General features: G+C 70.8%; 23 protein-coding genes. 14 read left to right on the forward strand and 9 right to left on the reverse strand.

Translation table 11 applies throughout. The annotated features are described in order from the left end of the window. Positions 1–77: 77 nt before the first annotated feature. The 10 genes from ACEN96_RS00810 to ACEN96_RS00855 all read left to right on the forward strand — a co-directional run bounded on the left by ACEN96_RS00810 (position 78) and on the right by ACEN96_RS00855 (position 9,989). Entirely contained in the window at positions 78–1,076 is a 999-nt protein-coding gene (locus ACEN96_RS00810) for an N-acetylglucosamine kinase (RefSeq protein ID WP_495586159.1), read from the forward strand. Beyond that, positions 1,073–1,915 (forward strand): N-acetylmuramoyl-L-alanine amidase, encoded by an 843-nt coding sequence (locus ACEN96_RS00815; RefSeq protein ID WP_495586160.1) that lies wholly within the window; start codon positions 1,073–1,075, stop codon positions 1,913–1,915. The genes ACEN96_RS00810 and ACEN96_RS00815 overlap by 4 nt, the downstream gene beginning before the upstream one ends. A 20-nt stretch (positions 1,916–1,935) precedes the next feature. Further along, complete coding sequence (locus tag ACEN96_RS00820; protein WP_495586161.1) at positions 1,936–2,946, forward strand: ABC transporter permease subunit; 1,011 nt, start codon at positions 1,936–1,938, stop codon at positions 2,944–2,946. Between the two features lie 61 nt (positions 2,947–3,007). Next, positions 3,008–3,898, forward strand: coding sequence for an ABC transporter permease subunit (locus ACEN96_RS00825; RefSeq protein WP_495588528.1), 891 nt, complete (start codon positions 3,008–3,010; stop codon positions 3,896–3,898). Then, complete coding sequence (locus tag ACEN96_RS00830) at positions 3,898–4,842, forward strand: ABC transporter ATP-binding protein (RefSeq protein WP_495586162.1); 945 nt, start codon at positions 3,898–3,900, stop codon at positions 4,840–4,842. The genes ACEN96_RS00825 and ACEN96_RS00830 overlap by 1 nt, the downstream gene beginning before the upstream one ends. Next, positions 4,839–5,792, forward strand: coding sequence for a dipeptide ABC transporter ATP-binding protein (locus ACEN96_RS00835; protein WP_495586163.1), 954 nt, complete (start codon positions 4,839–4,841; stop codon positions 5,790–5,792). The genes ACEN96_RS00830 and ACEN96_RS00835 overlap by 4 nt, the downstream gene beginning before the upstream one ends. Positions 5,793–5,799: 7 nt before the next feature. Beyond that, positions 5,800–7,398: an ABC transporter substrate-binding protein gene (locus ACEN96_RS00840; protein WP_495586164.1), complete on the forward strand. Its 1,599-nt coding sequence runs from the start codon at positions 5,800–5,802 to the stop codon at positions 7,396–7,398. A gap of 2 nt (positions 7,399–7,400) precedes the next feature. After that, complete coding sequence (locus ACEN96_RS00845; RefSeq protein ID WP_495586165.1) at positions 7,401–8,300, forward strand: LysR family transcriptional regulator; 900 nt, start codon at positions 7,401–7,403, stop codon at positions 8,298–8,300. Beyond that, positions 8,297–8,914: a M15 family metallopeptidase gene (locus ACEN96_RS00850; RefSeq protein ID WP_495586166.1), complete on the forward strand. Its 618-nt coding sequence runs from the start codon at positions 8,297–8,299 to the stop codon at positions 8,912–8,914. Before ACEN96_RS00845 ends, ACEN96_RS00850 begins: the two co-directional genes overlap by 4 nt. 22 nt (positions 8,915–8,936) lie before the next feature. Beyond that, positions 8,937–9,989 carry a S66 peptidase family protein gene (locus ACEN96_RS00855; protein WP_495586167.1) on the forward strand — a complete coding sequence of 351 codons (1,053 nt, stop codon included), beginning with the start codon at positions 8,937–8,939 and terminating at the stop codon, positions 9,987–9,989. Between the two features lie 210 nt (positions 9,990–10,199). On the opposite strand, the gene dacB is transcribed toward ACEN96_RS00855, so the two are convergent. Next, positions 10,200–11,633 (reverse strand): D-alanyl-D-alanine carboxypeptidase/D-alanyl-D-alanine endopeptidase, encoded by a 1,434-nt coding sequence (gene dacB, locus ACEN96_RS00860; RefSeq protein ID WP_495586168.1) that lies wholly within the window; start codon positions 11,631–11,633, stop codon positions 10,200–10,202. Positions 11,634–11,855: 222 nt separating this feature from the next. Here dacB and ACEN96_RS00865 point away from each other — a divergent pair, with 222 nt between their 5' ends. After that, positions 11,856–14,765: a TonB-dependent receptor domain-containing protein gene (locus ACEN96_RS00865; protein ID WP_495586169.1), complete on the forward strand. Its 2,910-nt coding sequence runs from the start codon at positions 11,856–11,858 to the stop codon at positions 14,763–14,765. 232 nt (positions 14,766–14,997) lie between these two features. Here ACEN96_RS00865 and ACEN96_RS00870 read toward each other — a convergent pair whose 3' ends face one another. From ACEN96_RS00870 to ACEN96_RS00890, 5 genes are all read right to left on the reverse strand, one after another. Beyond that, the gene (locus ACEN96_RS00870) at positions 14,998–15,906 is read right to left on the reverse strand and encodes a S66 peptidase family protein (protein ID WP_495586170.1); all 909 of its coding nucleotides are present in this window, start codon (positions 15,904–15,906) and stop codon (positions 14,998–15,000) included. A 60-nt stretch (positions 15,907–15,966) separates the two neighbouring features. After that, complete coding sequence (locus ACEN96_RS00875; protein WP_495586171.1) at positions 15,967–17,241, reverse strand: serine hydrolase; 1,275 nt, start codon at positions 17,239–17,241, stop codon at positions 15,967–15,969. Between the two features lie 9 nt (positions 17,242–17,250). Further along, positions 17,251–18,579: a D-amino acid dehydrogenase gene (locus tag ACEN96_RS00880; RefSeq protein ID WP_495586172.1), complete on the reverse strand. Its 1,329-nt coding sequence runs from the start codon at positions 18,577–18,579 to the stop codon at positions 17,251–17,253. 51 nt (positions 18,580–18,630) lie between these two features. Continuing rightward, positions 18,631–19,641 (reverse strand): hypothetical protein, encoded by a 1,011-nt coding sequence (locus ACEN96_RS00885; protein ID WP_495586173.1) that lies wholly within the window; start codon positions 19,639–19,641, stop codon positions 18,631–18,633. 107 nt (positions 19,642–19,748) lie between these two features. Beyond that, the gene (locus ACEN96_RS00890) at positions 19,749–20,942 is read right to left on the reverse strand and encodes an amino acid aminotransferase (RefSeq protein WP_495586174.1); all 1,194 of its coding nucleotides are present in this window, start codon (positions 20,940–20,942) and stop codon (positions 19,749–19,751) included. 146 nt (positions 20,943–21,088) lie between these two features. Here ACEN96_RS00890 and ACEN96_RS00895 point away from each other — a divergent pair, with 146 nt between their 5' ends. Beyond that, positions 21,089–21,490 carry a PaaI family thioesterase gene (locus ACEN96_RS00895; RefSeq protein WP_495586175.1) on the forward strand — a complete coding sequence of 134 codons (402 nt, stop codon included), beginning with the start codon at positions 21,089–21,091 and terminating at the stop codon, positions 21,488–21,490. A 12-nt stretch (positions 21,491–21,502) separates the two neighbouring features. On the opposite strand, the gene ACEN96_RS00900 is transcribed toward ACEN96_RS00895, so the two are convergent. Beyond that, on the reverse strand, positions 21,503–22,810 hold the full coding sequence (locus tag ACEN96_RS00900; protein WP_495586176.1) for a glutamate carboxypeptidase: 1,308 nt from the start codon (positions 22,808–22,810) through the stop codon (positions 21,503–21,505). Positions 22,811–22,977: 167 nt separating this feature from the next. Here ACEN96_RS00900 and ACEN96_RS00905 point away from each other — a divergent pair, with 167 nt between their 5' ends. Further along, the gene (locus tag ACEN96_RS00905; RefSeq protein WP_495586177.1) at positions 22,978–23,451 is read left to right on the forward strand and encodes a BON domain-containing protein; all 474 of its coding nucleotides are present in this window, start codon (positions 22,978–22,980) and stop codon (positions 23,449–23,451) included. A 30-nt stretch (positions 23,452–23,481) separates the two neighbouring features. Here the strand turns inward: ACEN96_RS00905 and ACEN96_RS00910 are convergent, their stop codons facing one another. Together ACEN96_RS00910 and ACEN96_RS00915 are read right to left on the reverse strand one after the other, a co-directional pair. After that, positions 23,482–23,979 carry a glutathione peroxidase gene (locus tag ACEN96_RS00910; RefSeq protein ID WP_495586178.1) on the reverse strand — a complete coding sequence of 166 codons (498 nt, stop codon included), beginning with the start codon at positions 23,977–23,979 and terminating at the stop codon, positions 23,482–23,484. A 69-nt stretch (positions 23,980–24,048) separates the two neighbouring features. Continuing rightward, a complete protein-coding gene (locus ACEN96_RS00915) occupies positions 24,049–24,909 on the reverse strand; it encodes a DMT family transporter (protein WP_495586179.1) in 861 nt (286 codons plus the stop codon). Positions 24,910–25,142: 233 nt separating this feature from the next. Here ACEN96_RS00915 and ACEN96_RS00920 point away from each other — a divergent pair, with 233 nt between their 5' ends. After that, positions 25,143–26,084: a hypothetical protein gene (locus tag ACEN96_RS00920; protein ID WP_495586180.1), complete on the forward strand. Its 942-nt coding sequence runs from the start codon at positions 25,143–25,145 to the stop codon at positions 26,082–26,084. Positions 26,085–26,228: the final 144 nt, after the last annotated feature.

A 26,228-nucleotide genomic window follows, 5' to 3' on the forward strand; every position in this document is an offset into this window, starting at 1 on the left:
CTCATACCCGCCCCGCGCATTGACAATGGCGGGCGCGCGATGCGGCTCGTAAGCTCCGCGCGCCAAGCCGCCCCGACATGAGCTCCCTCTCCCCTCCCCTCGCCGACTCCCGCGCGCCCCACCGGGCCGGGACCGCGCGCGCCGGTGCCGGGTTGGGACTCGGGCTGGACGCCGGCGGCACCCAGACGCGCTGGGCACTGGCCCGGCGGGACGGCACCCAGGTCGCGCGCGGCGAAGTCGGCGGCTTCAGCGCGCTGCTGCTGGACAGTGGCGCCGGCCGCGTGCTGCTGGCGCAGACGCTGCAGTCACTGGCCGCCGCGGTGCTCGCGCATGCGGCGCCGGGCGCGCTGCGCGGCCTGCAGGCCGGCATCACCGGCCTGGGCGAGCCCGACGGCCCCGCCGGCCGCCAGCTGCGCGCCCTGCTCGCCCAGCAGCTGGGCCTGGCGCCGGCGCAGATCCATTGCGACAGCGACATCGCCCAGGCCTGGCACGCGCTGTACCGACCCGGCGAGGGCTATCTCGTCTACGCCGGCACCGGCGCGATCGCCGCCTTCATCGACGAGGACGGCACCCTGCACCGCGCCGGCGGCCGCGGTCCGCTGCTGGGCGACGAAGGCGGCGGCCAGTGGATCGCGCGCGAGGCGCTCGCGCTGGTCTGGCGGCGCGAGGACGAACACCCCGGCGCCTGGTCCGCCTCGCCGCTGGCCCGCCATCTCTTCGACGAACTCGGCGGCAGCGACTGGCCCACGACGCGCGCCTTCATGTACGGCGGCGACAACGCCGCCCGGCGCGGCGCGATCGGCCGCCTGGCGCTGGCCGTGGCGCGCGCGGCACGCGAGGACGATGCCGACGCACTGACGCTGCTGCGCCGGGCGGGCCACGAACTGGCGCGCCTGCCGCTGGCGCTGGCGCGCCGGCTGGGGGTGCGTCCGGTCACGGCCTCGGGCCGTGTGCTGCAATTGCACCCCGCGATCGAATCCGGCCTGCGGGCCGCGCTGCCGCAAGACCTGCCCCTGGCCGTCCATCAACCCGACACCGCCCTGGCCGCCGCCCGGCGCGCCGCCCTCGCCTCATGAAGACCAAACTCCTGACCCTCGCCGCCGCCTCGCTGCTCGCGGCCTGCGCCTCGCCCACGCTGCAGATCGACCGCTCGCATGTCTCGCAGAACCAGGACAGCCGCGCGCAGTTCCTGATCCTGCACTACACCGTGCTCGACTTCGACAAGTCGATGAAGGTGCTGACCACCGGCGGCAAGGTCTCGGCCCATTACCTGGTGCAGGACAACCCGTCCCGGGTCTACCAGCTCGTCGACGAGAACCGCCGCGCGTGGCACGCCGGCGTCAGCTACTGGGCCGGCGCGACCAACCTGAACTCGGCCTCGATCGGCATCGAGATCGTCAACCCCGGCTTCACCGAGACGCCGATGGGCCGCGTCTACGCGCCCTATCCGAAGGCGCAGATGGACGACGTGATCCGGCTGAGCCAGGAGATCGTCGCGCGCCACGGCATCCGCTCGGACCGCATCCTGGGCCACAACGACATCGCCCCGGGCCGCAAGCAGGACCCGGGTCCGGAGTTCCCGTGGAAGCGCTTCGCCGAGGCCGGCCTGATCCCCTGGCCCGACCAGACGCAGGTGGAGATCAAGACGGCGATCTACCAGGTCGGCCCGGTGCCGGAGGTCGACTGGTTCCAGGACCGGCTGACCAAGGTCGGCTACCAGACGCCGCGCACCGGCGTGTTCGACGTCGCCACGCGCGAGGTCATCAGCACCTTCCAGATGAAGTACCGTCCGGCCAACTTCTCCGGCGACATGGACGCTGAGACCGCCGCGCTGCTGGACGTCGTGAGCTCGCCCGGCGGCATGAAGACCAAGGCCCCGCTGCCGGCCGACGAGCAGCCGCGCTCGGAGTTCTGAACCCCCCTGGCTGGACCGCCTTGCTGAACTTCCTGCTCCGCCGCCTCGCCGCGCTGCTGCCGACGCTGATCGGCGTGACGCTGGTCGCCTTCGGCCTGATCCGGCTGGTGCCGGGCGATCCGATCGCGATCATGATGGGCGAGCGCGCCCTGGACGACGCGACCCATGCGCGGCTGATGCACGAGCTCGGCCTGGACCAGCCGCTGTGGCGGCAGTACGCGGACTACGCCGGCGGCCTGCTGCACGGCGACCTCGGCCGCTCGCTGGTCTCGCACGAGCCGGTCTCGCAGGAGTTCCTCGCGCTGTTCCCCGCGACGGCGGAGCTGGCGCTGTTCGCGCTGCTGCTGGCGATCCTGCTGGGCATGGCGCTGGGCACCGGCGCGGCGCTGCGGCGCGGCTCGCTGCTGGACCAGGGCGTGATGGGCGTGGCCACCGTCGGCTACTCGATGCCGGTGTTCTGGTGGGGGTTGATCCTCATCATGTTCTTCTCGGTGGGCCTGGGCTGGACGCCGGTGTCGGGCCGCATCGCGGTCGAGTACGACGTGCAGCGCGTCACCGGCTTCATGCTGATCGACGCGGCGCTGCATGACGAGGCCGGCGCCTGGCGCTCGGCGCTGCGCCACCTGCTGCTGCCGGCGCTGGTGCTGGGCACCAGCACGACGGCGGTGATCGCGCGCATGACGCGCTCCAGCCTGCTCGAGGTGCTGCGCGAGGACTACATGCGCAGCGCCCGCGCGCGCGGGCTGTCGCCGGCGCGCGTGGTGCTGGTGCATGGGCTGCGCAATGCGCTGATCCCGGTGATCACGGTGATCGGTCTGAAGGTCGGCAGCCTGCTGGCGGGCGCCGTGCTGACCGAGACCATCTTCAGCTGGCCCGGCATCGGCAAATGGCTGATCGACGCGATCGCGCGGCGCGACTATCCGGTGGTGCAGGCGGGGATCCTGATCTCGGCCTGCACCTTCATCGCGGTCAACCTGCTGGTGGACCTGCTGTACGGCGTGGTCAATCCGCGCATCCGCAAGCAGGGATGAGAACGGCATGAGCGCCCTGCCCGCCTCCTCCGCGCCGAGGCCCCCTCCGGTGCCCCCTTCCATGCCCCCTTCGGCGCCGGCCGCTCCGCCGGGGCCGCTGGCCGAGTTCTGGCGCGGCTTCTCGGCCAATCGCGGCGCGCTCGCCGCGCTGATCGTCTTCACGCTGCTGGCGCTGGCCGCGCTGCTGGCGCCCTGGATCGCGCCGCACGATCCGGTGCGGCAGTACCGCCAGCACATGCTGACGCCGCCGGTGTGGATGGAGGGCGGCCTGCCGCGCTTCCTGCTGGGCACCGACGAGCTCGGCCGCGACCTGCTGTCGCGGCTGCTGCACGGCGCGCGCGTGTCGCTGGGGATCGGGCTGGCCTCGGTGGTGCTGTCGCTGATCCCCGGCGTGCTGCTGGGCCTGCTGGCCGCTTTCCATCAGCGCCTGCTCGCGCCGGTGGTGATGCGGGTGATGGACGTGATGCTGGCGCTGCCCGGGCTGCTGCTGGCGATCTGCGTGATCACGGTGCTGGGCCCAGGACTCATGAACACGGTGATCGCGATTGCCATCGGCAGCCTGCCGGAGTACGTCCGGCTCACGCGCGCCGCGGCGCTGGCGGAGCTGGGCAAGGACTACGTCACCGCCAGCCGCGTGGCCGGCGCGTCGACCTGGCGGCTGATGTTCTCGGCGGTGCTGCCGAACTGCATGGCGCCGCTGATCGTCAATGCGTCGCTGAGCTTCTCGGCGGCGATCCTCGAGGCGGCCGGTCTGGGCTTCCTGGGCCTGGGCGTGCAGGCGCCGATGGCGGAGTGGGGCACGATGCTCTCATCGGCGCGCGACTACATCGTCCGCGCGCCGTGGGTGGTGACGCTGCCGGGGCTGGCGATCCTGGTCTCGGTGCTGAGCGTCAACCTGATGGGCGACGGCCTGCGCGACGCGCTCGATCCGCGCCTGAAGAGGGCCTCGTGATGCTGGAGATCCGCGGCCTGCGCGTGCGTTTCGGCGCCTTCCCGGCGGTGGACGGCGTGGACCTGGCGGTCGCGCCGGGCGAGGTGCTGGGCATCGTCGGCGAGTCGGGCTCCGGCAAGTCGGTCAGCATGATGGCGCTGATGGGACTCATCGACCCGCCGGGCCAGGTGAGCGCGGCGACGCTGCGCTTCGAGGGCCAGGACCTGCTGACGCTGCCGCCCGCGCGGCGCCGGCGGCTGATCGGCAAGGACATCGCGATGGTGTTCCAGGACGCGCTGGCGAGCCTCAATCCCAGCTACACCGTCGGCCACCAGATCGAGGAGGTGCTGCGCGCGCACCTCGGCCTGCGCGGCGCAGCAGCGCGGCAGCGGGCGCTGGAATTGCTGCAGCAGGTCGAGATCCCCGATGCCGCGAGCCGGCTCAAGGCCTATCCGCACGAGCTGTCGGGCGGGATGAACCAGCGGGTGATGATCGCGCTGGCGATCGCCTGCGCGCCGAAGCTGCTGATCGCGGACGAGCCCACGACGGCGCTGGACGTGACGATCCAGGCCCAGATCATGGATCTGCTGCTGCGGCTGCAGCGCGAGCAGGGCATGGCGCTGGTGATGATCACGCACGACCTGGCGGTGGTGGCGGAGATGGCGCAGCGCGTGGCGGTGATGTACGCGGGCCAGGTGGTGGAGACGGGCGCGCTCCCCGAGGTCTTCGAGCATCCGTCCCATCCGTACACGGCGGCGCTGATGGCCGCGATCCCCGAGCACAACCGCGGCGCGCGCCGCCTGCAGGCGCTGCCGGGCATCGTGCCGGGCGCGTTGGACCGGCCGGCGGGATGCCTGTTCTCGCCGCGCTGCCCGCGGGCGCGGGACCGCTGCCGCGTGGAGCGGCCAGAGGTCGTCGACGGCGTGCGCTGCTTCTTTCCGCTGACCGAGGAGCGCCCGGCATGAGCGCCCCGCTGCTGCAGGCGCGCGATCTGGCGCGTCACTACCGCGTCAGCCGCGGCTGGTTCGCGCCGAAGGCGACGGTGCGCGCGCTGGATGGGGTGAGCTTCTCGCTGGCGCCGGGCCGGACGCTGGCGGTGGTGGGCGAGTCGGGCTGCGGCAAGTCGACGCTCGCGCGCGCGCTGACGCTGATCGAGACGCCGACCTCGGGCGAGCTGCTGATCCACGGCCGCGATGCCGCCGAGGCGGGTGCGCGCAAGGCGCTGCGGCGTGACGTGCAGATGGTGTTCCAGAACCCGTACGCGGCGCTCAATCCGCGCAAGACGATCGCGTCGACGCTGGCGGAACCGCTGGTGATCAACACGGCGCTGGGCCGCGCGGAGCGGCGCGAGCGCATCGAGGCGCTGGCCGCGAAGGTCGGACTGCGTCAGGAGCATCTGCAGCGCTACCCGCACATGTTCTCGGGCGGGCAACGCCAGCGCATCGCGATCGCGCGGGCGATGGTGATGCAGCCGGGCATCGTGGTGGCGGACGAGCCGACCTCGGCGCTGGACCTGTCGATCCAGGCGCAGATCCTGAATCTCTTCATGGACCTGCAGGAGGAATTCGGGACGGGCTACGTGTTCATCTCGCACAACCTGGCGGTGGTGGAGCATGTGGCGGACGAGGTGATGGTGATGTACCTGGGCCGCGTGGTGGAGCACGGCGACAAGCGGCGCGTGTTCGCGCGGCCGCTGCATCCGTACACGCAGGCGCTGATCAGCGCGACGCCGGCGTTGCGCCCGGCCGACCGGCGTCGGCGCATCCGCATCCACGGCGAGCTGCCGAGCCCGCTCACGCCGCCGACGGGATGCGCGTTCCATCAGCGCTGCCCGATGGCGATCCCGCGCTGCGCCGAGCAGCGCCCGGAGCTGCGCGAGATCGACGGGCGACTGGTCGCGTGTGATGTGATCTGAGGTATCGATGCGCCCTGCCCTTCCCCTCTCGCTGGCCGCGGTGCTCCTCGCGGCGCTGCCCGCCGTCCACGCGGCCGGACCGGCCGCGCCCAAGCCGCTCATCTACTGCACCGACGCCAGCCCCGAGGGCTTCGATCCCGGGCTGTGGGACTCCGCCAGCACCAACAACGTCAACAACCAGATGTTCCAGGGCCTGGCCCGCTTCGAGCGCGGCGGCACCGCGCTGCAGCCAGCCCTCGCGACGTCCTGGACCATCTCGCCCGACGCCCGCGTCTTCACCTTCACGCTGCGGGAGAACGTCCGCTTCCACAGCCGGCCCTGGTTCACGCCGACGCGCCCCTTCAACGCCGACGACGTGCTGTTCACCTTCGGCCGCTTCCTCGACCGCGCGCATCCGTTCAACCAGGCCTTCCCGGCCAACTTCGTCTATCCGCAGAACCTGGGCCTGGCCAAGGCCATCGCGAAGATGGAGAAGCTCGACGACCGCACCGTCCGCTTCACGCTGAGCCAGCCCAACGTCACCTTCGTCACCTGGTTCGCGATGGCCTTCGCCGGCATCCAGTCGGCCGAGTACGGCGCCCAGCTGCTGCGCCAGGGCAAGGCCGCGCAGATCAACCGGCTGCCGATCGGCACCGGCCCCTACCGCTTCCGCAGCTATGCCAAGGACGACGTCGTCCGCATGGAAGCCAACCCCGACTACTGGGGCGAGCCGCAGAAGACGCGCAAGCTGATCTTCACCATCAGCCGCGAGGCGCCGGTGCGCGTGCAGAAGCTGCTCGCCGGCGAATGCCAGATCACCTCGCCGCTGCGCGACATCGACGTCGCCGCGATCGACCGCCACCCCGAGCGCATCCGGCTCGAGAAGATCCAGGCGCTCAACATCTCCTACCTGTCCTTCAACCTGCGCAAGCCGCCGACGGACAACCGCCTGGTGCGCGAGGCGCTGGACATCTCGATCGACCGCGACGCGATCTTCCGCGCGCTGTTCCCGCGCGGCGACGCGATGCAGGCCGTCAACCCGTTCCCGCCCGCGATCCCCGGCTACAACCACGCGCTGAAGAACGCGTACGACCCCGATCGCGCCAAGGCGCTGCTCCAGCAGGCGGGCTTTCCGAATGGCCTGGACATCGACCTGTGGGCGCTGCCGGTGACGCGGCCGACCAATCCCAACGGCCAGCTGATGGCGCAGCTGATCCAGCAGGACTGGGCCCGCATCGGCGTGCGCGCGCAGATCCGCACCTACGAGTGGGGCGAGTACCTCAAGCGCGCCAACGCCGGCGAGCACTCGGTCTACATGAGCGGCTGGTCCGGCGAGAGCGGCGATGCCGACGACTTCCTCACGCCCAACCTCAGTTGCGCGACCAACAAGTCCGGCGTCAAGTTCTGCAACCCGGAGTTCGAGCGTCTGATCGACGCGGCCCGCGCCACGCCCGACCAGGCCCGGCGGATCGCGCTCTACGAGAAGGCCCAGGAGATCTTCAAGCGCGAACGCCCGTGGATCACGATGGCACACTCGACGGTCTACATCCCCACCAGCAAGGACCTGCGCGGCTTCAAGATGCAGCCGAATGGGGGGGTGGTCTTCGAGAACGTCTACCGCGAGTGACCATGCGCCTCCGTCACATTGAAGTCTTCCACGCGATCATGCAGGCCGGCACGATCAGCGGCGCCGCCCAGCTGCTGCACATCTCGCAGCCGGCCGTGACGAAGGTGCTGCAGCACTGCGAGCTGCAGCTGGGCATGCCGCTGTTCGACCGTGTCCGCGGCAAGCTCTATCCGACCCCCGAGGCGCAGCGGCTGTTCGTCGAGATCGACAAGCTCAACCGCGACCTGGTGGCGATCCGCCGCCTGGCCGCCAACCTGCGCGGCGGCGAGTCCGAATCGCTGCGCCTGATGGCCACGCCGACGCTGGGCGCGGCGGTGATCCCGGCCGCGATGACGCATTGGGCGCAGGCCTTCCCGCGCAGCCGCTGCCAGCTCAGCACCAATCACACGCGCGAGATCGTCTCGGCGCTGCTGCTGGGCGAGGCCGATCTCGCGCTGAGCCTGCACGATCCGCGCCATCCCGGCATCAAGGCGGAAGTGCTGGCCAGCGGCTCGATGATGGCGCTGTGCCCGCTGACCAGCCCCGAAGCGCAGGGCAGCGGCCCGCTGCCGCTGGAGGAGATCCAGTCCGAGCTGATCGCGATGGCCGAGGACGATCCGCTGGGCCACATGCTGCACAACGCCAGCGAGGCCGAGGGCCGTCACCTTGACAGCCGCATCACTGTGCAGACCTACCAGCTCGCCCGCGCGCTGGTCGAGGCCGGCGTCGGCATGACCGTCGTCGATCCCTTCACCGCCGCGTCGGCGGACCGTGCCCGCGTCAAGGTCCGCCCGCTGGCGCCGTCGATGACGATCCAGCTCTACCTGCTGACCTCCGCGAGCGCGCCGCTGGCGCAGGCGGCGCGCCGGCTGGTCGGCTATCTGCGGGACGCGGCCCGCGCCAACCTGGAGAGCCTCGGTTGACGCCGCCCGCGCCCATCCCCTGCGAGGAGATCGCCGCGCATCCCGAGTTCCGCTCGCTGCTCGCGATCCCCGGCATCGCGGTGGACCTGCGCTACGCGACGCCGGACAACTTCGTCGGGCGCAACGTGTACGGCGGCCTGGACTGCGCCTTCCTGCGCCGGGAGGCGGCGGCCGCGCTCGAGGAGGCGGCCGGCCATCTCGCGCGCCACTGCCCCGGCCTCACGCTGGCCGTGCTGGACGCGCTGCGGCCGCAGCGGGTGCAGGAGGCCTTGTGGAAGGAACTCGAAGGGACGCCGCTGACGAAGTACCTGGCCCATCCGGCACGGCGCTCGATCCATTCCTTCGGCATGGCGGTCGACGCGACGCTGCTGGACGCGGACGGCCGCGAACTCGACATGGGCACGGGGTTCGACGAGATGACGCCCGCGTCGCACCCCGAGTTCGAAGCGGAGCAACTGGCCGCCGGCGGACTGACCGCCGCGCAGCTGACGCATCGCGGCTGGCTGCGCGCGGCGATGCGCCATGCCGGCTTCCAGACCATCAGCACCGAGTGGTGGCACTTCGACTTCGGCGACCGCGACCAGGTCCGCCGCACCCTGCCCCTGGTGCTGTGAGCGCCACCCCGCCTGAACGCCCATGACCGCCTCCCGTCGACAGATGCTCACCGGCGCCGCGACCGCGGCGGCTTGCGCGCTCGCCGCCGCGCTGCCCGCGCAGGCGCAGACCGGAGCGCCCGCGCCGCTGCGCGCGCGCCGCCTCAAGCCGGGCGACACCATCGGCCTGGTCAGCCCCGCCAATGCCACCTTCGAGCGCGAGCCACTGGACATCGCCATCGAGTCGCTGCAGGCGCTCGGCTTCAAGGTCAAGCCCGGCGCCCATCTGCGCAGCCGCTACGGCCAGTTCGGCGGCACCGACGCGGAGCGGGCCGGCGACATCAACGACTTCTTCGCCGATGACGGCGTCGACGGCATCCTCGCGATGACGGGCGGCTCCGGCAGCAACCGCATCGTCGACAAGCTGAACTACGCGCTGATCCGGCGCAAGCCGAAGTTCTTCGGCGGCTTCTCGGACCTGACCAGCCTGGTCAATGCGATCCACCGGCAGACGGGATTGATCACCTTCCATTGCCCCGTGGCGGGGTCGGAGTGGAACGAGTTCTCGGTGCAGCAGTTCCGGGCCGTCGCGATGGAGGGGCAGGCGCAGTTGATGCAGAACCCGCAGGGCGAGCGCGGCAGCGACCTCGTCCAGCGCGAGGACCGCATCAGCACGCTGCGAGCGGGCGTGGCGCGCGGGCCGCTGATCGGGGGGAACCTGGCGGTGCTGTGCTCGCTGGCGGGCTCGCCGTACTTCCCGGATACGCGCGGCGCGATCCTGTTCCTGGAGGAGATCAACGAGTACATCTACAGCGTCGACCGGCTGCTGTCGACGCTGCGGCTGAGCGGCGCGCTCGATCAGGTGGCGGGCGTGGTGCTGGGCAAGTTCACCAACTGCGGGCCGGGCAGCGGCGGGTATGGCGTGCTGACGCTGGATGAGGTCTTCGACGACTACTTCCTGCCGCTGAAGGTGCCGGTGTACCGGGGGGCGATGATCGGGCACATCAAGAAGAAGTTCACCGTGCCGGTCGGGCAACCCGCCGAAATGGACGCGACTGCGGGAACGATCAGGCTGCTGTCGCCCGCAGTGGTCTGAAGACCCTCTCCCCTGCCCTCTCCCGCAAGCGGGCGAGGGAGTTCGAAGCGCGGGACGGCGCAGTAACTCCCTCGCCCCTTCGGGGAGAGGGAAGGGGAGAGGGGGCTCGTGCCACGGCGCTGAAGCTCTTCGACGCTCCCCCTCTCCCCTGCCCTCTCCCCCTGTGGGGGCGAGGGAGTTCTTGCGGTCGGTGGTGGCGATCGCTGGGCTTTAGTGGCTGGCCACCCACTCCACCAGCGCGTCGATCGCGGGCCGGGCTTTCATCGCCTGCTCGTCGTTGACGACGGCGACGACGATCCAGGTCTTGCCCCTCGCGTCCGGCACGAAACCCGCGAGCGCCACCACATCGCGCAGCGTCCCGGTCTTCATCCGCGCCCGCCCCTCGGCGGCACTGCCCGTGAACCTCCGCGCCAGCGTCCCATCAACGCCGGCCACCGGCAGCGTGGCCAGGAACTCCGGCCCGTGCGACCCCTTCGCCGACGCCTGCAGCAGCCCCGCCAGCTGATTCGCCGTCGCCCGCTCCACGCGCGACAGGCCCGCGCCGTTCTCCAGCACCAGCCCCGCCGCATCGAGCCGCTGCGCCGCGAACCACTCGCGCACCACGCGCGCCGCGGCCTGCTGCGTGTCCTCTCCCGGCTGCGCGGCCGACGCGCCCAATCTCAGGAAGATCAACCGCGCCAGCGCGTTGTCCGAGGCCTTCATGATCGGCCGCAGCAGCTCCGCCAGCGGCCGGTCCCGATGCTGCGCGAGCACCTTGGCGCCCTCCGGCGCCGTGCCCTCGCGGATCTCCCCGGTCAGCGTCCCGCCCAGCGAGCCCCACAGCTGCCGCAGCGCCTGGGCGGTCTCCCACTGCCGGTCCAGCACGTTGAGCGCCTGCACGACCTGGCACCCGCGCGGGAACTCCCCCGCCAGCGCGACCCGCGCCGCGCCGCCCGGCAGCGCCTCGAAGCGCGACGGCATCCAGCCGTCGTCCCAATCCTTGCAAGGCTTGTCATTGAGCCGCATCCCGCTCGTGTCGACCGCCAGCGCGCCGAACTGCGGGAAGGGCCGCGCCGTCACCCCGCGCTCGTCGGCCGCGAGATCGAACTGCAGCAGGCTGCCATTGAGATGCAGCGCATCGGGGATGACGTTGTAGGGGAACTCCGCCTGCTCGTCGAAGCGCGGCGCGCCGATCTCCGGCCGCGCCGGATTGAACAGCCCCCGGTCGACCACGATCCCGCCCGCCAGCTCACGCACGCCATGGCGCTCGCGGACCTCGCGCAGCATCGTCCACAGCGCGCCCCAGTCGAGATCGGCATCGCCGCCGCCCTTGAGCACCAGCGGCCCGTCCAGACGGCCGTCGCGGATCTCGCCCGCCGCGAGCAGCTGCGTCTGCCCCCGGCTGTTGGGCCCCAGCCGGTCCAGCGCGACCACCGCGGTGACGGTCTTCATCGTCGAGGCCGGCGCCATCGGCCGGTCCGCGTTCATCCGCCAGCCGCTGCCGGGCGCCTCCATCGGGAACGCCACGACGGCCAGCGAGGAGGCCGGCACGCCGGCTTGCCGCAGCGCCTGCTCCACGGGCGCGGGCGGCGTGTCGCGCAGGCTCGCGCAGCCGGTGGCGGCGAGCGCGGCGCTCAGGAGGACGAGGGCGGGGATCGATCGCATGAGGGGCGACTGTATAGTCCCGGCCCCGTTGCATTCCCACAGGTTATACGCGCGCGACAAGCATTCATCGGGACGGATGCAACAAATGGGTGACGTTCCTAGGACGGGGCCCGCGCCTCGTGCTTGAAGATCGTTCACAGCTCGCAACAGGTCGGTCACGCAGCGCCGTCCTCGGTCGTTGGCGGCGCGCGATGCGCCGGTCCGGTTAACAAGGAGAAGGTCGTGAAACTGAATCAACTTGCCCGCTGTCTCGTCGTCGTCGGGCTGGGCAGCCACGCGGCGGCCTGGTCGCAGGAAGTCCAGAGGATGGAGCGCGTGGAGATCACCGGCTCGAGCATCAAGCGCATGCAGGACGAAGGCGCGCTGCCGATCCAGACGATCTCCCGCAAGGACCTGGACCGCCAGGGCATCGTCTCCGCCGAGCAGCTGATCGCGACGCTCTCGGCCAACGGCAACGGGCTGGACAACCTGGCGTCCAACTCGGACGTGGTCTCGGGCCAGGCGCGCGGCAACAACGGCGCGACCTCCGCCAACCTGCGCCTGCAGGGCGCCAACGCGACGCTCATCCTGCTGAACGGCCGCCGCATCGCGGCGCACGGCCTCAATGGCGGCGTCGTCGACCTGAACCAGATCCCGATGGCCGCGATCGAGCGCGTCGAGGTGCTCAAGGACGGCGCCTCGTCGACCTACGGCACGGACGCCGTCGGCGGCGTCATCAACTTCATCCTGCGCAAGGACTACCAGGGCCTGCAGGCCAGCGCCTTCACCGACGTGACCGAGCATGGCGGGGGCAACATCTACCGCGCCTCGCTGACCGGCGGCCTGGGCAACATCGAGAAGGACGGCTTCAACCTGCTGGCCGTAGTCTCGGTGACCGACAACAAGCGCCTGGACGGCTCGCAGCGCGACTTCGTCAACAGCTTCCAGCCCGCGCGCGGCCTCTCGCCCGACACGCGCGGCACGCCCTTCGCGACGCTGTTCCTGCCCACCACCACCGGCACGACGATCCGCAACGTGCTGAGCCGCCCGGGCTCGCCGGCCAACACCGGCCCGCTGTACAACGGCGCCACGATCGGCAACGTCAACATCCTGGACCTGCCCGGCCAGGCCGGCTGCGCGTCCCAGCCGGGCATGGACGCCTACGCGGAGAAGCTCTGGAACTCGGCCTCGGCCTCGCCGGCCAACCAGTTCGGCTGCGCCTGGGACACCGGCCGCGCCGCCGTGATCCAGCAGCCGGTCAGGAACACCAACCTGGTCACGCGCGGCCAGCTCAAGCTCGGCGAGCACATGCTGACCGGCGAGGTGCTGCTGGGCAAGTCGGAGTCGACCAAGTTCTTCTCGCCCAACCAGATCAGCAGCGCCGCGTCGACCTCGACCATCGGCCTGCCCAACGGCACGACCACGCGCAACCCGTTCGCCGACCTGGCCTATCCGTCCACCGGCGCCGGCTATCAGCGCGTGTTCGACGCGCTGGTGAAGCAGTTCCCTTCGCTGGCGGCCAACCAAGGCCTGCCGATGACCTTCCGCTGGCGCTGCATGGAATGCGGCCAGCGCGACATCGGCACCGACACCGACACCGGCCGCTACCTGGTCAGCATGGACGGTCCGCTGCCGTTCATGAAGGACTGGGACTACAAGGCGGGCGCCTCGCATGCCTTCAGCAAGAGCACGTCGACGCTGGGCAGCGGTTATCAGAACTACGTCGGCCTGGCCAACCTGATCAACACCGGCGTGCTCAACCCGTTCCTGCTGGCTGGTGAGTCGCAGACGCCGGCGGCGCTGGCGGCGCTGGACGCGATCTCGGCGGCCGGCACCAGGCTGTATGGCGGCAAGTACACGACGGACGAGTTCGACGCCACCGTGTCGGGCCCGGCCTTCAAGCTGCCGGCGGGTGACGTGATGGTGGCGCTGGGCGCCAACTACCGGATCGAGAAGTACCACTTCGACGGCAACACGACGGTCAACACCAACGACATCAACACGTGGGTCTACAACGCGCCGTTCGACAACATCAACGCGCTGAGCGGCGTGAAGCGCAAGGTGGGCGCGATCTTCGGCGAGACCATCATCCCGGTGCTGAAGAACCTCGACCTGAACCTGTCGGTGCGCTATGACAAGTACACCGGCTTCGGCAGCACGACCAACCCGAAGGCCTCGATCCGCTACCAGCCGCTGCAGAGCCTGGTGCTGCGCGCGTCGTACAGCACCGGCTTCCGCGTGCCGACCTTCAACCAGCTGTTCAACGGCGTGACGCAGTCGCCGTACACCGGCGCGGGCGTGCCGGATCCGGCGACCTGCCCGGGCAACGTGGTGAGCAACGCGCCGGGCTGCCAGGCGATCACCTTCGACACGCTCTTCGGCGGCCGCACCGACCTGCGTCCGGAGGAGTCGAAGATGTCCAACATCGGCTTCGTGTGGCAGCCGTCGCCGGACTACAGCATGAGCGTGGACCTGTGGGACATCAAGCGTGACGGGCAGATCCAGAGCCTGACGCTGTCGCAGATCCTGAACAACTACCAGTTGTTCCCGCAGGCCTTCCTCCGCGATGGCAGCGGCGCGCTGAAGATCGTGGACACGCGCTGGATCAACACCGGCGAGACGCGCACGCGCGGGCTGGAGCTGTCGATGCGCGGCAGCACGCCGCTCAATGGCGGCCGCCTGACGGCGGGGCTGGATGGCACCTACCTGCTGGAGAAGAAGTCCAAGCTGCTGGACAACGTGGCCTTCGGCCCGAGCGAGGTGGGTCAGTTCACGCGCTCGAGCGAGCTGGGGCTGCGCTGGAAGCACAACGCGTATGTCACCTACTCGTATGGGGACTGGGCGTGGTCGCTGCGGCAGACCTACTCGTCGGGCTACTACGGCTACGTGCCGCCGGGCGTGGCGAACGGCAATGCGTCGGCGCCGCTGTTCGACCCGTGGGTCAAGCCGTACTACCTGCACCACGTCAGCGTGGCGTACAGCGGCATCAAGAACCTGACGATCACCGCGGGCATCAAGAACATCTTCGACCAGGACCCGTCGTTCGCGAACAGCTACGACAGCAACACCGGCTCGGGCAGCTCGTGGGAACCGCGCGTGGCGGATCCGCGTGGGCGCTCGTTCACGCTGGGGGTGGACTACAAGTTCTTCTGATCGCGATCCGCAGCCATTTCTTGCCTTGCGCAAGAACTCCCTCGCCCCCCGCGAGGGGGGAGAGGGCGGGGGAGAGGGGGTGCTTCGAAGGGCAGCAGCGCTGTGGCACGAGCCCCCTCTCCCCTCCCTCTCCCCGCGGGGGCGAGGGGGTTTACTACGACGTCCGGCTCTTACCCCCTCGCCCGCTTGCGGGAGAGGGTGGGGGTGAGGGCCGAGACCCTGCGAAGGACATCTAGACGGCGAGCGTCCTTGTCACTGGATCCAGCGTCACCGTCACCCCGATCGGCAGTGGGACGTTCGGTGTCGCGTGGCCGCTGGGCCAACCGGCGAGCACCGGCACGCCCAGCCCGCCGAAGTAATCGGCGAGCACCTCCTCCGGCGAGTCCGCGTCGCTGAAGCTGCCCAGCAGCACTCCGGCCACCTGGTCGAGAGCGCCGCTCAGTCGCAGCTGGCACAGCAGGCGATCGATCTTGTACGGATCCTCGCCGACGTCCTCCAGGAACAGCACCGAGCCCCGCAGGTCCGGCATGAACGGCGTGCCCAGCAGCGCCACCAGCACGGCCAGGTTTCCCCCTGCCAGCACGCCGCGAACCGGCGCGATCCCTCGATTCAGCGGATGGGGCGCGAGCGCCGGCCCCAGCCGCTCGCCCTCGCGCAGCCCCTGGCGCAGCCGCTCCGCCAACGCGACGGCATCCGCCCAGCCAGCATCCCCCTTGCACCAGTCCGACGCCGGCATCGACGCGTGCCAGCTCGCCAGGCCCAGTTGCTGCCGCAGCGCCATCAACGCCGTCAGGTCGCTGTAGCCGATCAGCGGCTTCGGACAGCGGCGCAGCAGTTCGCGATCGACGCGATCCAGCAGCCGCATGCAGCCATATCCGCCTCGCAGCGCGATCACCGCGTCGACGTCCGGATCGGCCACGGCCTCATGCAGGTCGGCGAGCCTTCGCTCGTCATCCGCCGCCAGATGACCGAGGAACGCCGGTCCCGCGCAACCGGGAAACACCTTCGCCCGGAAGCCAAGCCGCTCGATCATCGGCACGACCTGCTCCAGCGTGCCCGCTCGAGGCGGACCGGCCGGCGCGATCACGCCCAGGCAGGCGCGCTCAGACAGCGGAGGCAGGAGGAAACGTTCGTCGGCCATGGCATGCGCCGGCGCGCCAAGCGCCGGAATCCGGTTCGATGAATCGGCCTGCGCTCGCGCTCAGGCCTCGAGCCACGCCGCCATGCGCGCATCGACCGCGGCGCCGAGCGCCGGGATGCGCCACGTCGTCGGGCAGCGGGGATCGGGAGCGTAGCGCGACCCGAGGCTGGTCAGCAGCGCGATCAGGTAATGGCGGCGGCGCGGCAGGATGCCGCGCACGATGCCGGCATCGGAGACGTAGTTCTCCGTGTTGCCGGTCTTGTGCGCGAACCACACCTCGCCGCCGGCCGCGAAGCGCCGCAGGTCGCCGGGCAGCGACACCTCGCCCGCCCGCAGCGAGCCATCGGGCTGCAGCCACCGGCCCGGCAGGCGCGCCGGCAGCCCCCGCACCCAGCCCGGCACGCCGCCGAGCGCGCTGCTCGACAGCACCTCGTGCAGCGCCTGATCCTGCAAGGCATGCATCACATGATTGCGGCTCTCCGGCGACAGCCGCGGCGCGTCCGCCCGCAGCCACGGCGCGCGCGGTGCCAGCGGGTCCAGCCACCACAACAGCCGCACCGTGTCCCAGGCCGTCATCTGGATCTGCCCCACGCCCGATCCCGCCCCATTGCCCCAGCCGCCGTCCGCCGTCGTGTTGGCCAGCCGCAGCGTCGTCAATCCGAGTGCCGCGAACAGCGCATGCAGCTCGTTGCGCACCTCGCGACCATCCTCGCGGCGGATCGCCCCAGCTGCGTGCATCAGCGTCACCAGCGCGGAGGTCGCCTCATTGCTGCTCCACGTGACCATGTCCGACGCCCAGTCGGCCACCAGGCGCTCGCGCCCGCCGTGACTCAGCGGCTGCCACCAGCCGGCGCGCCCCTGATCGACCAGCCGGCCCACGCCGGCCAGCAGCATCAGCTTCAGCAGCGACGCCGGATAGGGAGCGACCATGCGCGCGCCGCCCTCCTCCTCGCCACCCGCGAGCGGGAGCCAGTCCATCGCCGACCAGTCCGAGTCCGGCCGCCAAGCGACGGAGTTGCCGTCGGCATCGCGTTGATCCGCGAGGAAGCGGATGTTGCGGACCGGCCCAGCTCCCTCCGAGATATCGGCGACCAGGCCGGCCGGATGCTCGCGCGAGAACAGCACGTTCGCGGCGACGGGCGCGCCGTGGTCCGGGAACGCGACCACCGCGAGATCAAGGCTCGGAAAATGCCGCACCGGCCGGCCGCCGTCCTGCGAGTCCGGCGTCGCGCCGAAGTCCTGGGCGAGCACCGCCTGCCGCAGCGCCTCGGCGAGCAAGGCCGCCGTCAACGGCTCACGCCGGACCTTGGACGCAGCAGCCGGTCTCGCCGTCATCGCCATGCCTCAGGCCGCGCGCAGCGCCAGCCCGTCGAGCGCGATCGGGCTCGGCTTGCCGGAGACCAGGTCGGCCACGATGCGGGCCGACCCAAACGAAAAGGTGAATCCCAGCGCGCCATGGCCGACATTCAGCCACAGCCCGCGCAGCGGCGTGCCGCCGAGCATCGGCGCGCCGCTCGGCGTCGCGGGACGCAGGCCGGCCCAGGGCACGGCGTGGTCATAGTCGGCGGCCTTCGGGAAGGTTTCGCGCACGTTGCGCTGCAGCGCGGCCAGGCGCGCTGGATCGATGCGCGTGTCCTCGCCGACCAGGTCGACCATCGCCGCCACCCGCAGTTGATCGCCGATGCGGGCGTAGAGCGTCTTGCGCTCGAAGTCGGTCACGCTGATGGACGGTGGACGGTGCACGCCGTTGATCGGCGCCGACAGGCTGTAGCCCTTGAGCGGATAGAGCGGCAGCCGCACGCCCACCAGCGCCGCGAGCGCCGCGCTCTGCAGCCCGGCCGCGAGCACGACGCCGTCCGCGCCGAGCTCGCCCTGGTCCGTCTTCACCGCGGTGACGCGGTCGCCGTCGACGGCGAAGCCGGTGGCGTGGGCGCGGACGCGCCGCTCGAAATTCGGATGCCTCGCCAGGCGCTCGCCGAGCTGAACGCTCAGCGCGTGGCAGTCGGCGACCGCCTCGCCGGCGGTGAAGATGCCGCCGGCCAGCCAGCCCGCGCCGCCATCGCCCAGCGCCGGCTCCAGCGCCAGGCACTCGTCGCGGCTGAGTGCCCGCTCGGGACCGCCGGGTGGCGTGCGCGCCGCGACGCGCGCGAATTCCTCGGGTTTGCGGTAGACGACCAGCTTGCCGGGCGTGCGCAGCGCGATGGCATCGAGCCGCGCCTGCCGCTGCAGCTCGCCGAAGCATTGCTGGCTGAAGGCGCCCAGCTCGAGCAGGCGCTCGGTGGTGCGGCGGTTCACCGGCCCCCGGCAATGCGCGAGGAAGGCCGCCAGCCAGCGCCACTGCGCCGCGGTGCCGTCGGGCTTGAAGCGCAGCGGGCCATCCGGATCCAGCAGCCAGCGCAGCGCCTTCAGCGGCACGCCGGCATCGGCCAGCGGCGACACGTAGCGGTAGCTGAGCTGGCCGCCATTGGCGCGGCTCGCGCCGGTCGCGAGCTCGGCCTCGCGCTCCACCAGGGTCACCCGATGTCCCGCCTCCGCCAGGGCCCAGGCCGTGGTCACTCCCACCACGCCGCCCCCGATCACGACAAGCTGCTTCATCCGGACAGATTCATTCTTGAATGGTCCGGCAGGGTACGGATTCGCGGCGGCCTCAGCCAATGAAAGCGAGGCCGCCACCCATAACCCTGTTGAATGCGCGCAAGAGAAATGCCCGCGGCGCGCAGTGCGTCAGTCCGCCGGGGCGCGCGCGCCCCATTCCGATCCCACCCAGCGTCCGCGATTGAGCTCTCCATCGCCCTGGCGCGGATGCTGCGCCGCCCACCCACAGTCCACCATGCACTCCCGGATGGCATCCCGCAGGCGCCCCGGGCCGTGACTGCCGACGATGACGTGCGTCAGCCGATTGATCTGCCTGCGGGACAGGAGACGGCGAAAGATGGTCTGCGCCAGGCTGGCGGAGATACCGCACAAGCCATGCTCCCTGGACCGCGGATGAACCTCCACCGCCTGTCGATGAAGGTCCAGCTCATTGCGCTCCTCATTCAATCCGAGGTTCGCTCGCAGGACGCCGTCCTCCACGGCCTGGTCCAGCAGCGCTTCCGCCTGATCGTGCATGCCGCGCGAGGCCAGTGACGAGATCATCACGTGATAAGTGAGGTAATCCGGCGCTGGCGTCCGCCGGCGGCGCATCCGCTGGAAGTAGCGGCTGGCACGCCGAAAGTCGTTGGCGTCCAGGCATGCCCTGATCAGCGCGTTCCATGCGTCGACATCCGGCACCACCCCCAGACCGCGCATGTCCCTGAAGGCCCTGCGAGCACCCTTGACATCGCGCGCCTTCCGGTAGGCCGACATCAGTTCATTGCTGGTGGTGACATCCGGAGCCAACCCCTGGTCCAGCATCCGCCGCAATGCCTCCCGAGCGCCTGCGGGGTCAGCGGCCTTCGCATACGCCGAGATCAGCGCGTTGTGGACGTAGGCATTGGGAAGGACACGCTCACGGGTGCCAGGACGCACGGCGCGCTTGAGTTCCTGGACGCAGCGCTGTGCCTGTCCCACGTTGCCGCCGCAGCGATGGATGTTCGAGGCCGTGACTTTCAAGACGTCCAGCTCGCTGCGCCGCCCGTTGATGAACTGCTCGACGATCAAGGCGTTGGCGGGCGGGCGAGGGGGCTCGACGGAAGGCGTGTCCTCCGCCCTGTCGTGGACAGGACTGGCAACCGGTTGCGGCGATACGAACATGGCGACTCCTGGTGCTGAAGATGCCCCCAGTCACCCGCTCCATCGCCGAGGTTCGCCCACGACATCCTCGCCGGCACCCGCCTTCGCGGGACGCCGGCGGGTTCGCGTCAGGCCAGCACGGCCGCCATCGCGTTCGCGGTGGCCTCGACGTTGCGCGTGTTCAGGCCCGCGACGCACATCCGGCCCGAGCGCAGGATGTAGACGCCGAATTCCTCGCGCAGGCGGTCCACCTGCTCCGGCGTCAGGCCGGTGTAGCTGAACATCCCGCGCTGCGTCAGGAAGTAGTCGAAGTTGCGGCCCGGCACCTTGGCCGTGATCACCTCGAACAGCGCGTTGCGCATGGCCAGGATGCGCTCGCGCATCTCCTCGACCTCGCCCTCCCACAGCGCGCGCAGCGCCGGGTCGGCCAGCACCTTGGCCACGACCTGGCCGCCATGCATCGGCGGGTTCGAGTAGTTGCGGCGGATCGTGAACTTCAACTGCCCCAGCACGTTGGCCGCCTGCGCCGCGTCCGGGCACACCACCGACAGCGCGCCGCAGCGCTCGCCGTACAGGCTCATGTTCTTGGAGAAGCTGTTCGCGACGAAGAAGCTCAGCCCCGCCGCCGCCAGCGCGCGGATCGCGAAAGTGTCCTGCTCCAGGCCGTCGCCGTAGCCCTGGTAGGCCAGGTCCAGGAAGGCGATCAGCTCGCGCTCCTTCAGCACCGGGATCAGCGCGTCCCACTGCGACTGCGTCAGGTCCACGCCGGTCGGGTTGTGGCAGCACGCGTGCAGCAGCACGACGCTGCGCGCCGGCGCCTCGGACAGCGCCTGCAGCATCGCGTCGAAGCGCAGGCCGCCGGTCCTGGCGTCGTAGTACGGATAGGTCCGGCACTCCAGGCCCGAGCCCTCGAAGACCGCCCGGTGGTTGTCCCAGGTCGGGTCGCTCAGGTAGATCGCGCTGTCGGGGAAGTAGCGCTTGATGAAGTCGGCGCCGACCTTCAGGCCACCCGACGAGCCCACGCCCTGGATGGTCGCGACGCGGCCGCTCGTGAGCGCCTCGCTGCCGGCGCCGAACAGCAGCTTCTGCACCTCGGCGCGGAAGTTGGCGGCGCCCTCCATCGGCAGGTAGGGCCGCGCGCCCGCCTGCTCCACCACGGCCAGCTCGGCCTTGCGCACCGAGTCCAGCATCGGGATGCGGCCGTCGTCATCGAAGTAGATGCCGATCGACAGGTTGATCTTCTGCGTGCGCGGATCCTTCTGGAAGGCTTCGTTCAGGCTGAGGATGGGATCGCCCGGGTAGGCATCGACGTGCTGGAACATATTTGGAACTCCACGGAGGACAGTCAATCGGCTGCCGGTCATTATCCTCAGCCGGCCCCGCGGCCACCGGAACAGCGCCCGCGCCGGCGCACCAGTACAGCCTTGGCGACAATGCGGGCTTCGCATTCCCCGCCATACAGAATCACATGATCAACGACTTCAACACGCGCGGCGCCGCCTGCCTGCCCGGCCACATGGGCATCGAGATCGTCGAGGTCGAGAAGGGCCGCGTGCTGGCGCGCCTGCCGGTGCGCCAGCCGGTGATGGCCCCCAACGGCTACCTGCACGCCGGCAGCGTGGTGACGCTGGCCGACACCTGCTGCGGCTACGGCTGCATCGCCTCGCTGCCCGATGGCGCCAGCAACTTCACCACCGTCGAGCTCAAGTCCAACCACCTCGGCACCGCGCGCGACGGCGTCATCGAATGCACCGCCGTCGCCGTCCACATGGGCCGCACGACGCAGGTGTGGGACGCCACCGTCACCCACGGCGGCAAGACCATCGCGCTGTTCCGCTGCACGCAGATGGTCCTGTATCCGAAGGCCTGACGGCGCGCCGGCTCAGAGCGCCTTGCCGCTGCCGATCGCCATCAGCAGCCGCGTGACCAGCACCAGCTTGGGCGCGATCGCGTCGACGACCACGTACTCGCTGTCGCTGCTGTGCGCGCCGTAGCCGCGCACGCCCAGGCCCTCGAGCACCGGCGCCTTGCCCGACTGCGCCGCGTAGGCCGCATCGGTGCCGCCGCCGGTGGGACGGTCGCGCACGGTCAGCTCCAGCTTCTGCTCGCCGGCCAGCGCCTTGACCTTGGCGCCCAGCGCGCGCGAGGCCTCGGTCGCCTGCAGCGGCGGGCGGCCCCGGTTGAAGTTCAACGTCACCTCGGACTCGGGCAGCAGCTTCTTCTGGATGCGCTGGCGCAGCTCGGCCTCCATGCCGTCGAAGTCGGACATGCGATCGGCGCGGGCATCGCCCTGGGCCACCGCGTCGGCCGGAATCGCGTTGCGCACCGAGCCCGCCTTGGCCATGGTCCAGTGCAGCTGCTTGCCGTTCTTCGGATCGGACAGGTCGCGCAGCTGCAGGATCTGGAAGGACATCTCCTCCAGCGCATTGACGCCCTTCTCCGGCGCCGCGCCCGCGTGCGACGAGCGGCCCTTGACCTTCAGGTCCACCGACGCGATCCCGCTGGTGGCCAGCCGCATCGTGTCCGGACCGGTGGGGCCGCCGCCGCCTTCGAAGGACAGCACCGCGTCATGCTCGCCGCCCAGTTGCGCGATGGTCGCGTGCGACCCGGGCGAGCCGATCTCCTCGTCGCCGTTGATCAGCACGGTGATCCCGGCGAAGTCCTTGAAGCCCGTGGCCTTCAGCATCGCCAGCGCGTGCAGGATGGTCGCGACGCCCTGCTTGTCGTCGGCGATGCCCAGGCCGTAGGCGCGGTTGCCATCGACGCGGAATGGCTGCTGCTGCAGGCCGCCGCGCTGGTAGACGGTGTCCATGTGCGCGATCAGCAGCAGCCGCTTGCCATCCGCCGACCCGCCCTTGAAGCTCGCCTTGACCATCTGGCCGACCTTGGCCGGACCGTCGCCCGCGTCCGAGGACGGCGCCGCGATGGTCTTGTCCGGATCGATCAGCGTCACCTCGCCGCCCAGATCGCGCAGCCGCTGCGCGATCACGCCGGCGATGCGATCCAGGCCCTGGCGGTCGGAACTCCCCGACTCGATCTCCACCAGCTGCTGCAGCGTCTTCATCAGCGCGGGCTGCTCCCTGGCGGCGAGCGCCTGCAGCTCGGGCAGCGTCTGCGCCTGGGCGCCGAGGGCCGTCATCGCGGCCAGCGCGAGCGCGGCGCGGCGCAGCGGGGAAAGGGAAGCGGGCATCGGGATCTCCATCGTTCTGATGGGCGTCGATGCTAGCCACGAAGCGCCGCGACTTGAATCGGTGAGGACGATGCGGCAAGCTCGCCGCCATGCGCCATGCTCCGCCAATCGCCCCGCGCCCGTGCGGCACCGCACGCAGGGCGCTCCTCGCCATCCTGACAAGTGCGATGGCCGCGCTGCCCGCGCTCTGGCCGGCCGCCGCCATCGCGGACGAAGCGCGGCGCAACGTCTTCGGCGACCCCTTCGAGCAGTTGACCTCCGCGATCCCGCCCTCGGTGTGTCCCGCGCCGCCGGGGCCGCTGATGACCGACGCCGAGGCGAAGGCCCAGGCGCATGGCCGCATCGAGCGCGGCACGAGCTGCTTCCAGAGCGGCCGCTGCCGCCTGCCCAACGCCTATCTCTACGACCAGGAAATCATGCCGCGCGTGCGCAAGGCCGTCGCCGCCGACGGCCGCTTCGACGCGACGACCAGCGTGTGGGCGCTGGGCCAGCGGCGCTGGATCTGGCTGCAGGGCTGCGTGCGCAGCGCCGAGGATGCGGCGGCGCTGGAAGCGCTGGTGAAGCAGCTCGACGATGTCGAGGCGGTCTTCAACGAGCTCCAGGTCGTGCCGGGCGGGCCGGCCGCGGCGGCGTCACGCTGACGCGCCGGTCAGCGGCGCCGACGTCTTGAATCAGGGAGCCAGGGCGGCCTCGATCTCGCCGCGGATCGATTCCGGCGAGTCGTTCGGCGCGAAGCGCTTGAGCACCTGCCCGTCGCGGCCGACCAGGAACTTGGTGAAGTTCCACTTGATCACCTGCGTGCCCAGGATCCCGGGCTTTTCCCCCTTGAGCCACTGCCACAGCGGATGCGCCTCGCCGCCGTTGACCTTGATCTTGCCCATCATCGGGAAGCTGACGCCGTAGTTGAGCTGGCAGAACGAGGCGATCTCGTCGTTGCTGCCGGGGTCCTGGCCGCCGAATTCGTTGCTCGGGAAGCCGACGATCACCAGCCCGCGCGCCTGGTAGTCGCGCCACAGCTCCTCCAGCCCCTTGAACTGCGGCGTGAAGCCGCACTCGCTGGCGGTGTTGACGATCAGCAGCACGCGGCCACGGTACTGGGACAGCGCGATCGGCTCGCCGGCGATGCTGACCGCGTCGAAATCGAAGGCAGTCTTGCCATTGGCGCTCATGGGGGACCTCCTCGGGGTGGGGGGCGGCATCGTGGCCGGACCGGGTGCATCCTAGCGCGGCGGGCAGCGTCAGGCGCGGCGGCGTTCCAGGGCCGCGAGCATCGCCGCGGCCAGGATGGCCGCGCCGCCGGCCGCGGTCTTGCCGTCCAGGGCCCCGCCACCCAGCAGCAACGCGGAGATGGCGGCCACCGGCACCTCGGTCAGCATCACCACCGCCGTCACGTTGGCCGGCAGCCGCGCCGCCCCGTATTGCAGCGACAGGTTGGAGACGAAGAACAGCAGCGCCATGCCCGCCAGCGGCAGCAGCCACAGCGCGCCGGGCAGCGACGGCCAGGGGGCCAGGCCGCCGCCGGCCATGGCCGTGGCCGACAGGCTGGCCACCAGCACGCCGCCGCTGAACATCGCCAGCGCCCGCGCCCCGGGGCTGCGGGCGGCCTCGCGGCGCAGCATCACGTTGTTGAACGCGAAGGTCAGGCCGCCGGCCAGGCCCAGCACGTCGGGCAGGCTCGACGGCAGCGGCCAGCCGCCGCCGGCGGGCGCCAGCACGGCCAGCGCGCCGCCCAGCGCCAGGGCGATCCGCATTCCGGCCATCGCGGTCAGCGGCTCGCCCAGGATCAGCCGCGCCAGCAGCACCGCCCACAGCGGCATGAGATAGAAGAGCAGCACCACCCGGACCACGTCGCCGGTGGACACGCCCCAGTTGAAGGCGGTATTGGTCATGCCGGCGGCCAGCGTCACCGCCCACAGGCCGGGGGAGCGCAGCCACTCGGACGCCGCGCCGCGCTGGCTGGCCATCACCACGAGCCAGGACAGCGCGTACATGATCACCGTGGTCCAGAGGGGGTGCATGCCGGCCCCCTCGAATTGGCGGAACGGCCACCAGGACAGCCCCCAGATGGTGGCGTTGAGCATCAGGGCGAGGATCGGCATTCGAAGACGGTGGACAGAGAGGGGGGACAGCGGGAAGGGACAGGCGGTGGGGCTGGCGCAACAGTCGCGGGGACGGCGCTTGGAGCCGGGCGTCGGACCGGCCAACAATGCCCAGGGTTTGTAGCATGGCGCAAGGACTGACCCTGTCCTCCAATCGGGGCGCCGTGCGCCTGTCATGCACGCGGCCTACCCTGTCGCGTGTGACCCGTCCACCAAACTAGGGAGAGCTTCTCTTGGATCACCTGGCCTGTTTCGCCCCCGAAGATCTGCAGTCCCCCACCGGGCCCGATCTGCAGAGCTATCACTGGCGCCTGTTGGCCCAGGGGGACTCCTGGTTCTCGACCGCCCAGGCCAAGCTCAGCGCGCATGCGAACCTGCTCCAGGAACTGGTGCTGTCCAAGCCCGCCGCCGCCGTCAACTGCGCCGGGCAGCGCGAAAGCCTGTCCAAGGTGGTCGAGCTGGAATCCGCCCCCGAGTTCGTGCACCTGCTCACCGCGCCGGACGCGCCGGTGTGGGACGGGATCCTGCTGTCCGTGGGCGGCAACGACCTGATCAAGGCCGCCCAGACGCCGACCCAGCTCGATGGCGAGGAAGTGCCGCTGCACCTGCGCCTGCTGCGCCGGCAGACCGAATGGGGCGCGCCGTCCGCGGGCGTCGGGCGCTATTTCTCGGAGCCGGGCTGGGCCACCTACGCGGAGTACCTGAAGGCCAACCTGCGCCATCTGCTGACGCTGCGCGATCAGGGGCCCTCGGCCGGCAAGCCGGTGTTCATGCACTGCTATGCGGTGCCGATGCCGCGCCCCGCCGGCGCCGAGGACGCGGGCCACGGGCCGTGGCTGTATCCGGCCTTGAAGGCCTACGCCATTCCGGCCGCCGACTGGGCCGCGGTGAGCCGGCTGATGGTCATGCACCTGGCCCAGCTGCTGAAGTCGCTGATGGCGGACAAGGCGCAGTTCCCGGGGCTGTTCGTGTTCGACTCGACCGCCGTGCCGCTGGCCGCGGCGGCGCCCGGCGCCAGCGGCATCAGCGGCGACTGGCACAACGAGATCCACCTCAACCACAGCGGCTGCCTGAAGATCGGGCGCGCGTGGTCCGAGCACATCGAGCAGGTCCTCACGACCGGCGGCCTGGCCGCCGAGACGCCGCCCTCGGGCAAGGGACGCGCGCGGCGCTGACCGCGTCCTTCCACCGCCGCTGGCCCTCACCCCTCCCTCTCCCACTTCGCGGGAGAGGGGGTAATACCGGCGACAGCGTCGTTGCCTGACTCCCTCGCCCCCGTGAGGGGGAGAGGGCGGGGGAGAGGGGTCTTCAAAGTACCT

Source organism: Roseateles sp. Mitsp63, assembly GCF_059491535.1.

Excerpts from the sequence above, each read along its gene's own strand:
- ACEN96_RS00915 (WP_495586179.1), bottom strand. The coding sequence starts at position 24,909 with ATGCCGATCCTCGCCCTGATGCTCAACGCCACCATCTGGGGGCTGTCC.
- ACEN96_RS00905 (WP_495586177.1), top strand. The coding sequence starts at position 22,978 with ATGGCCGCGCTGCCCGCGCTCTGGCCGGCCGCCGCCATCGCGGACGAA.
- ACEN96_RS00870 (WP_495586170.1), bottom strand. The coding sequence starts at position 15,906 with ATGGCCGACGAACGTTTCCTCCTGCCTCCGCTGTCTGAGCGCGCCTGC.
- ACEN96_RS00885 (WP_495586173.1), bottom strand. The coding sequence starts at position 19,641 with ATGTTCGTATCGCCGCAACCGGTTGCCAGTCCTGTCCACGACAGGGCG.
- dacB (WP_495586168.1), bottom strand. The coding sequence starts at position 11,633 with ATGCGATCGATCCCCGCCCTCGTCCTCCTGAGCGCCGCGCTCGCCGCC.
- ACEN96_RS00835 (WP_495586163.1), top strand. The coding sequence starts at position 4,839 with ATGAGCGCCCCGCTGCTGCAGGCGCGCGATCTGGCGCGTCACTACCGC.
- ACEN96_RS00855 (WP_495586167.1), top strand. The coding sequence starts at position 8,937 with ATGACCGCCTCCCGTCGACAGATGCTCACCGGCGCCGCGACCGCGGCG.
- ACEN96_RS00810 (WP_495586159.1), top strand. The coding sequence starts at position 78 with ATGAGCTCCCTCTCCCCTCCCCTCGCCGACTCCCGCGCGCCCCACCGG.
- ACEN96_RS00825 (WP_495588528.1), top strand. The coding sequence starts at position 3,008 with ATGCCCCCTTCGGCGCCGGCCGCTCCGCCGGGGCCGCTGGCCGAGTTC.
- ACEN96_RS00845 (WP_495586165.1), top strand. The coding sequence starts at position 7,401 with ATGCGCCTCCGTCACATTGAAGTCTTCCACGCGATCATGCAGGCCGGC.
- ACEN96_RS00895 (WP_495586175.1), top strand. The coding sequence starts at position 21,089 with ATGATCAACGACTTCAACACGCGCGGCGCCGCCTGCCTGCCCGGCCAC.
- ACEN96_RS00890 (WP_495586174.1), bottom strand. The coding sequence starts at position 20,942 with ATGTTCCAGCACGTCGATGCCTACCCGGGCGATCCCATCCTCAGCCTG.
- ACEN96_RS00900 (WP_495586176.1), bottom strand. The coding sequence starts at position 22,810 with ATGCCCGCTTCCCTTTCCCCGCTGCGCCGCGCCGCGCTCGCGCTGGCC.
- ACEN96_RS00840 (WP_495586164.1), top strand. The coding sequence starts at position 5,800 with ATGCGCCCTGCCCTTCCCCTCTCGCTGGCCGCGGTGCTCCTCGCGGCG.
- ACEN96_RS00910 (WP_495586178.1), bottom strand. The coding sequence starts at position 23,979 with ATGAGCGCCAATGGCAAGACTGCCTTCGATTTCGACGCGGTCAGCATC.
- ACEN96_RS00815 (WP_495586160.1), top strand. The coding sequence starts at position 1,073 with ATGAAGACCAAACTCCTGACCCTCGCCGCCGCCTCGCTGCTCGCGGCC.
- ACEN96_RS00875 (WP_495586171.1), bottom strand. The coding sequence starts at position 17,241 with ATGACGGCGAGACCGGCTGCTGCGTCCAAGGTCCGGCGTGAGCCGTTG.
- ACEN96_RS00830 (WP_495586162.1), top strand. The coding sequence starts at position 3,898 with ATGCTGGAGATCCGCGGCCTGCGCGTGCGTTTCGGCGCCTTCCCGGCG.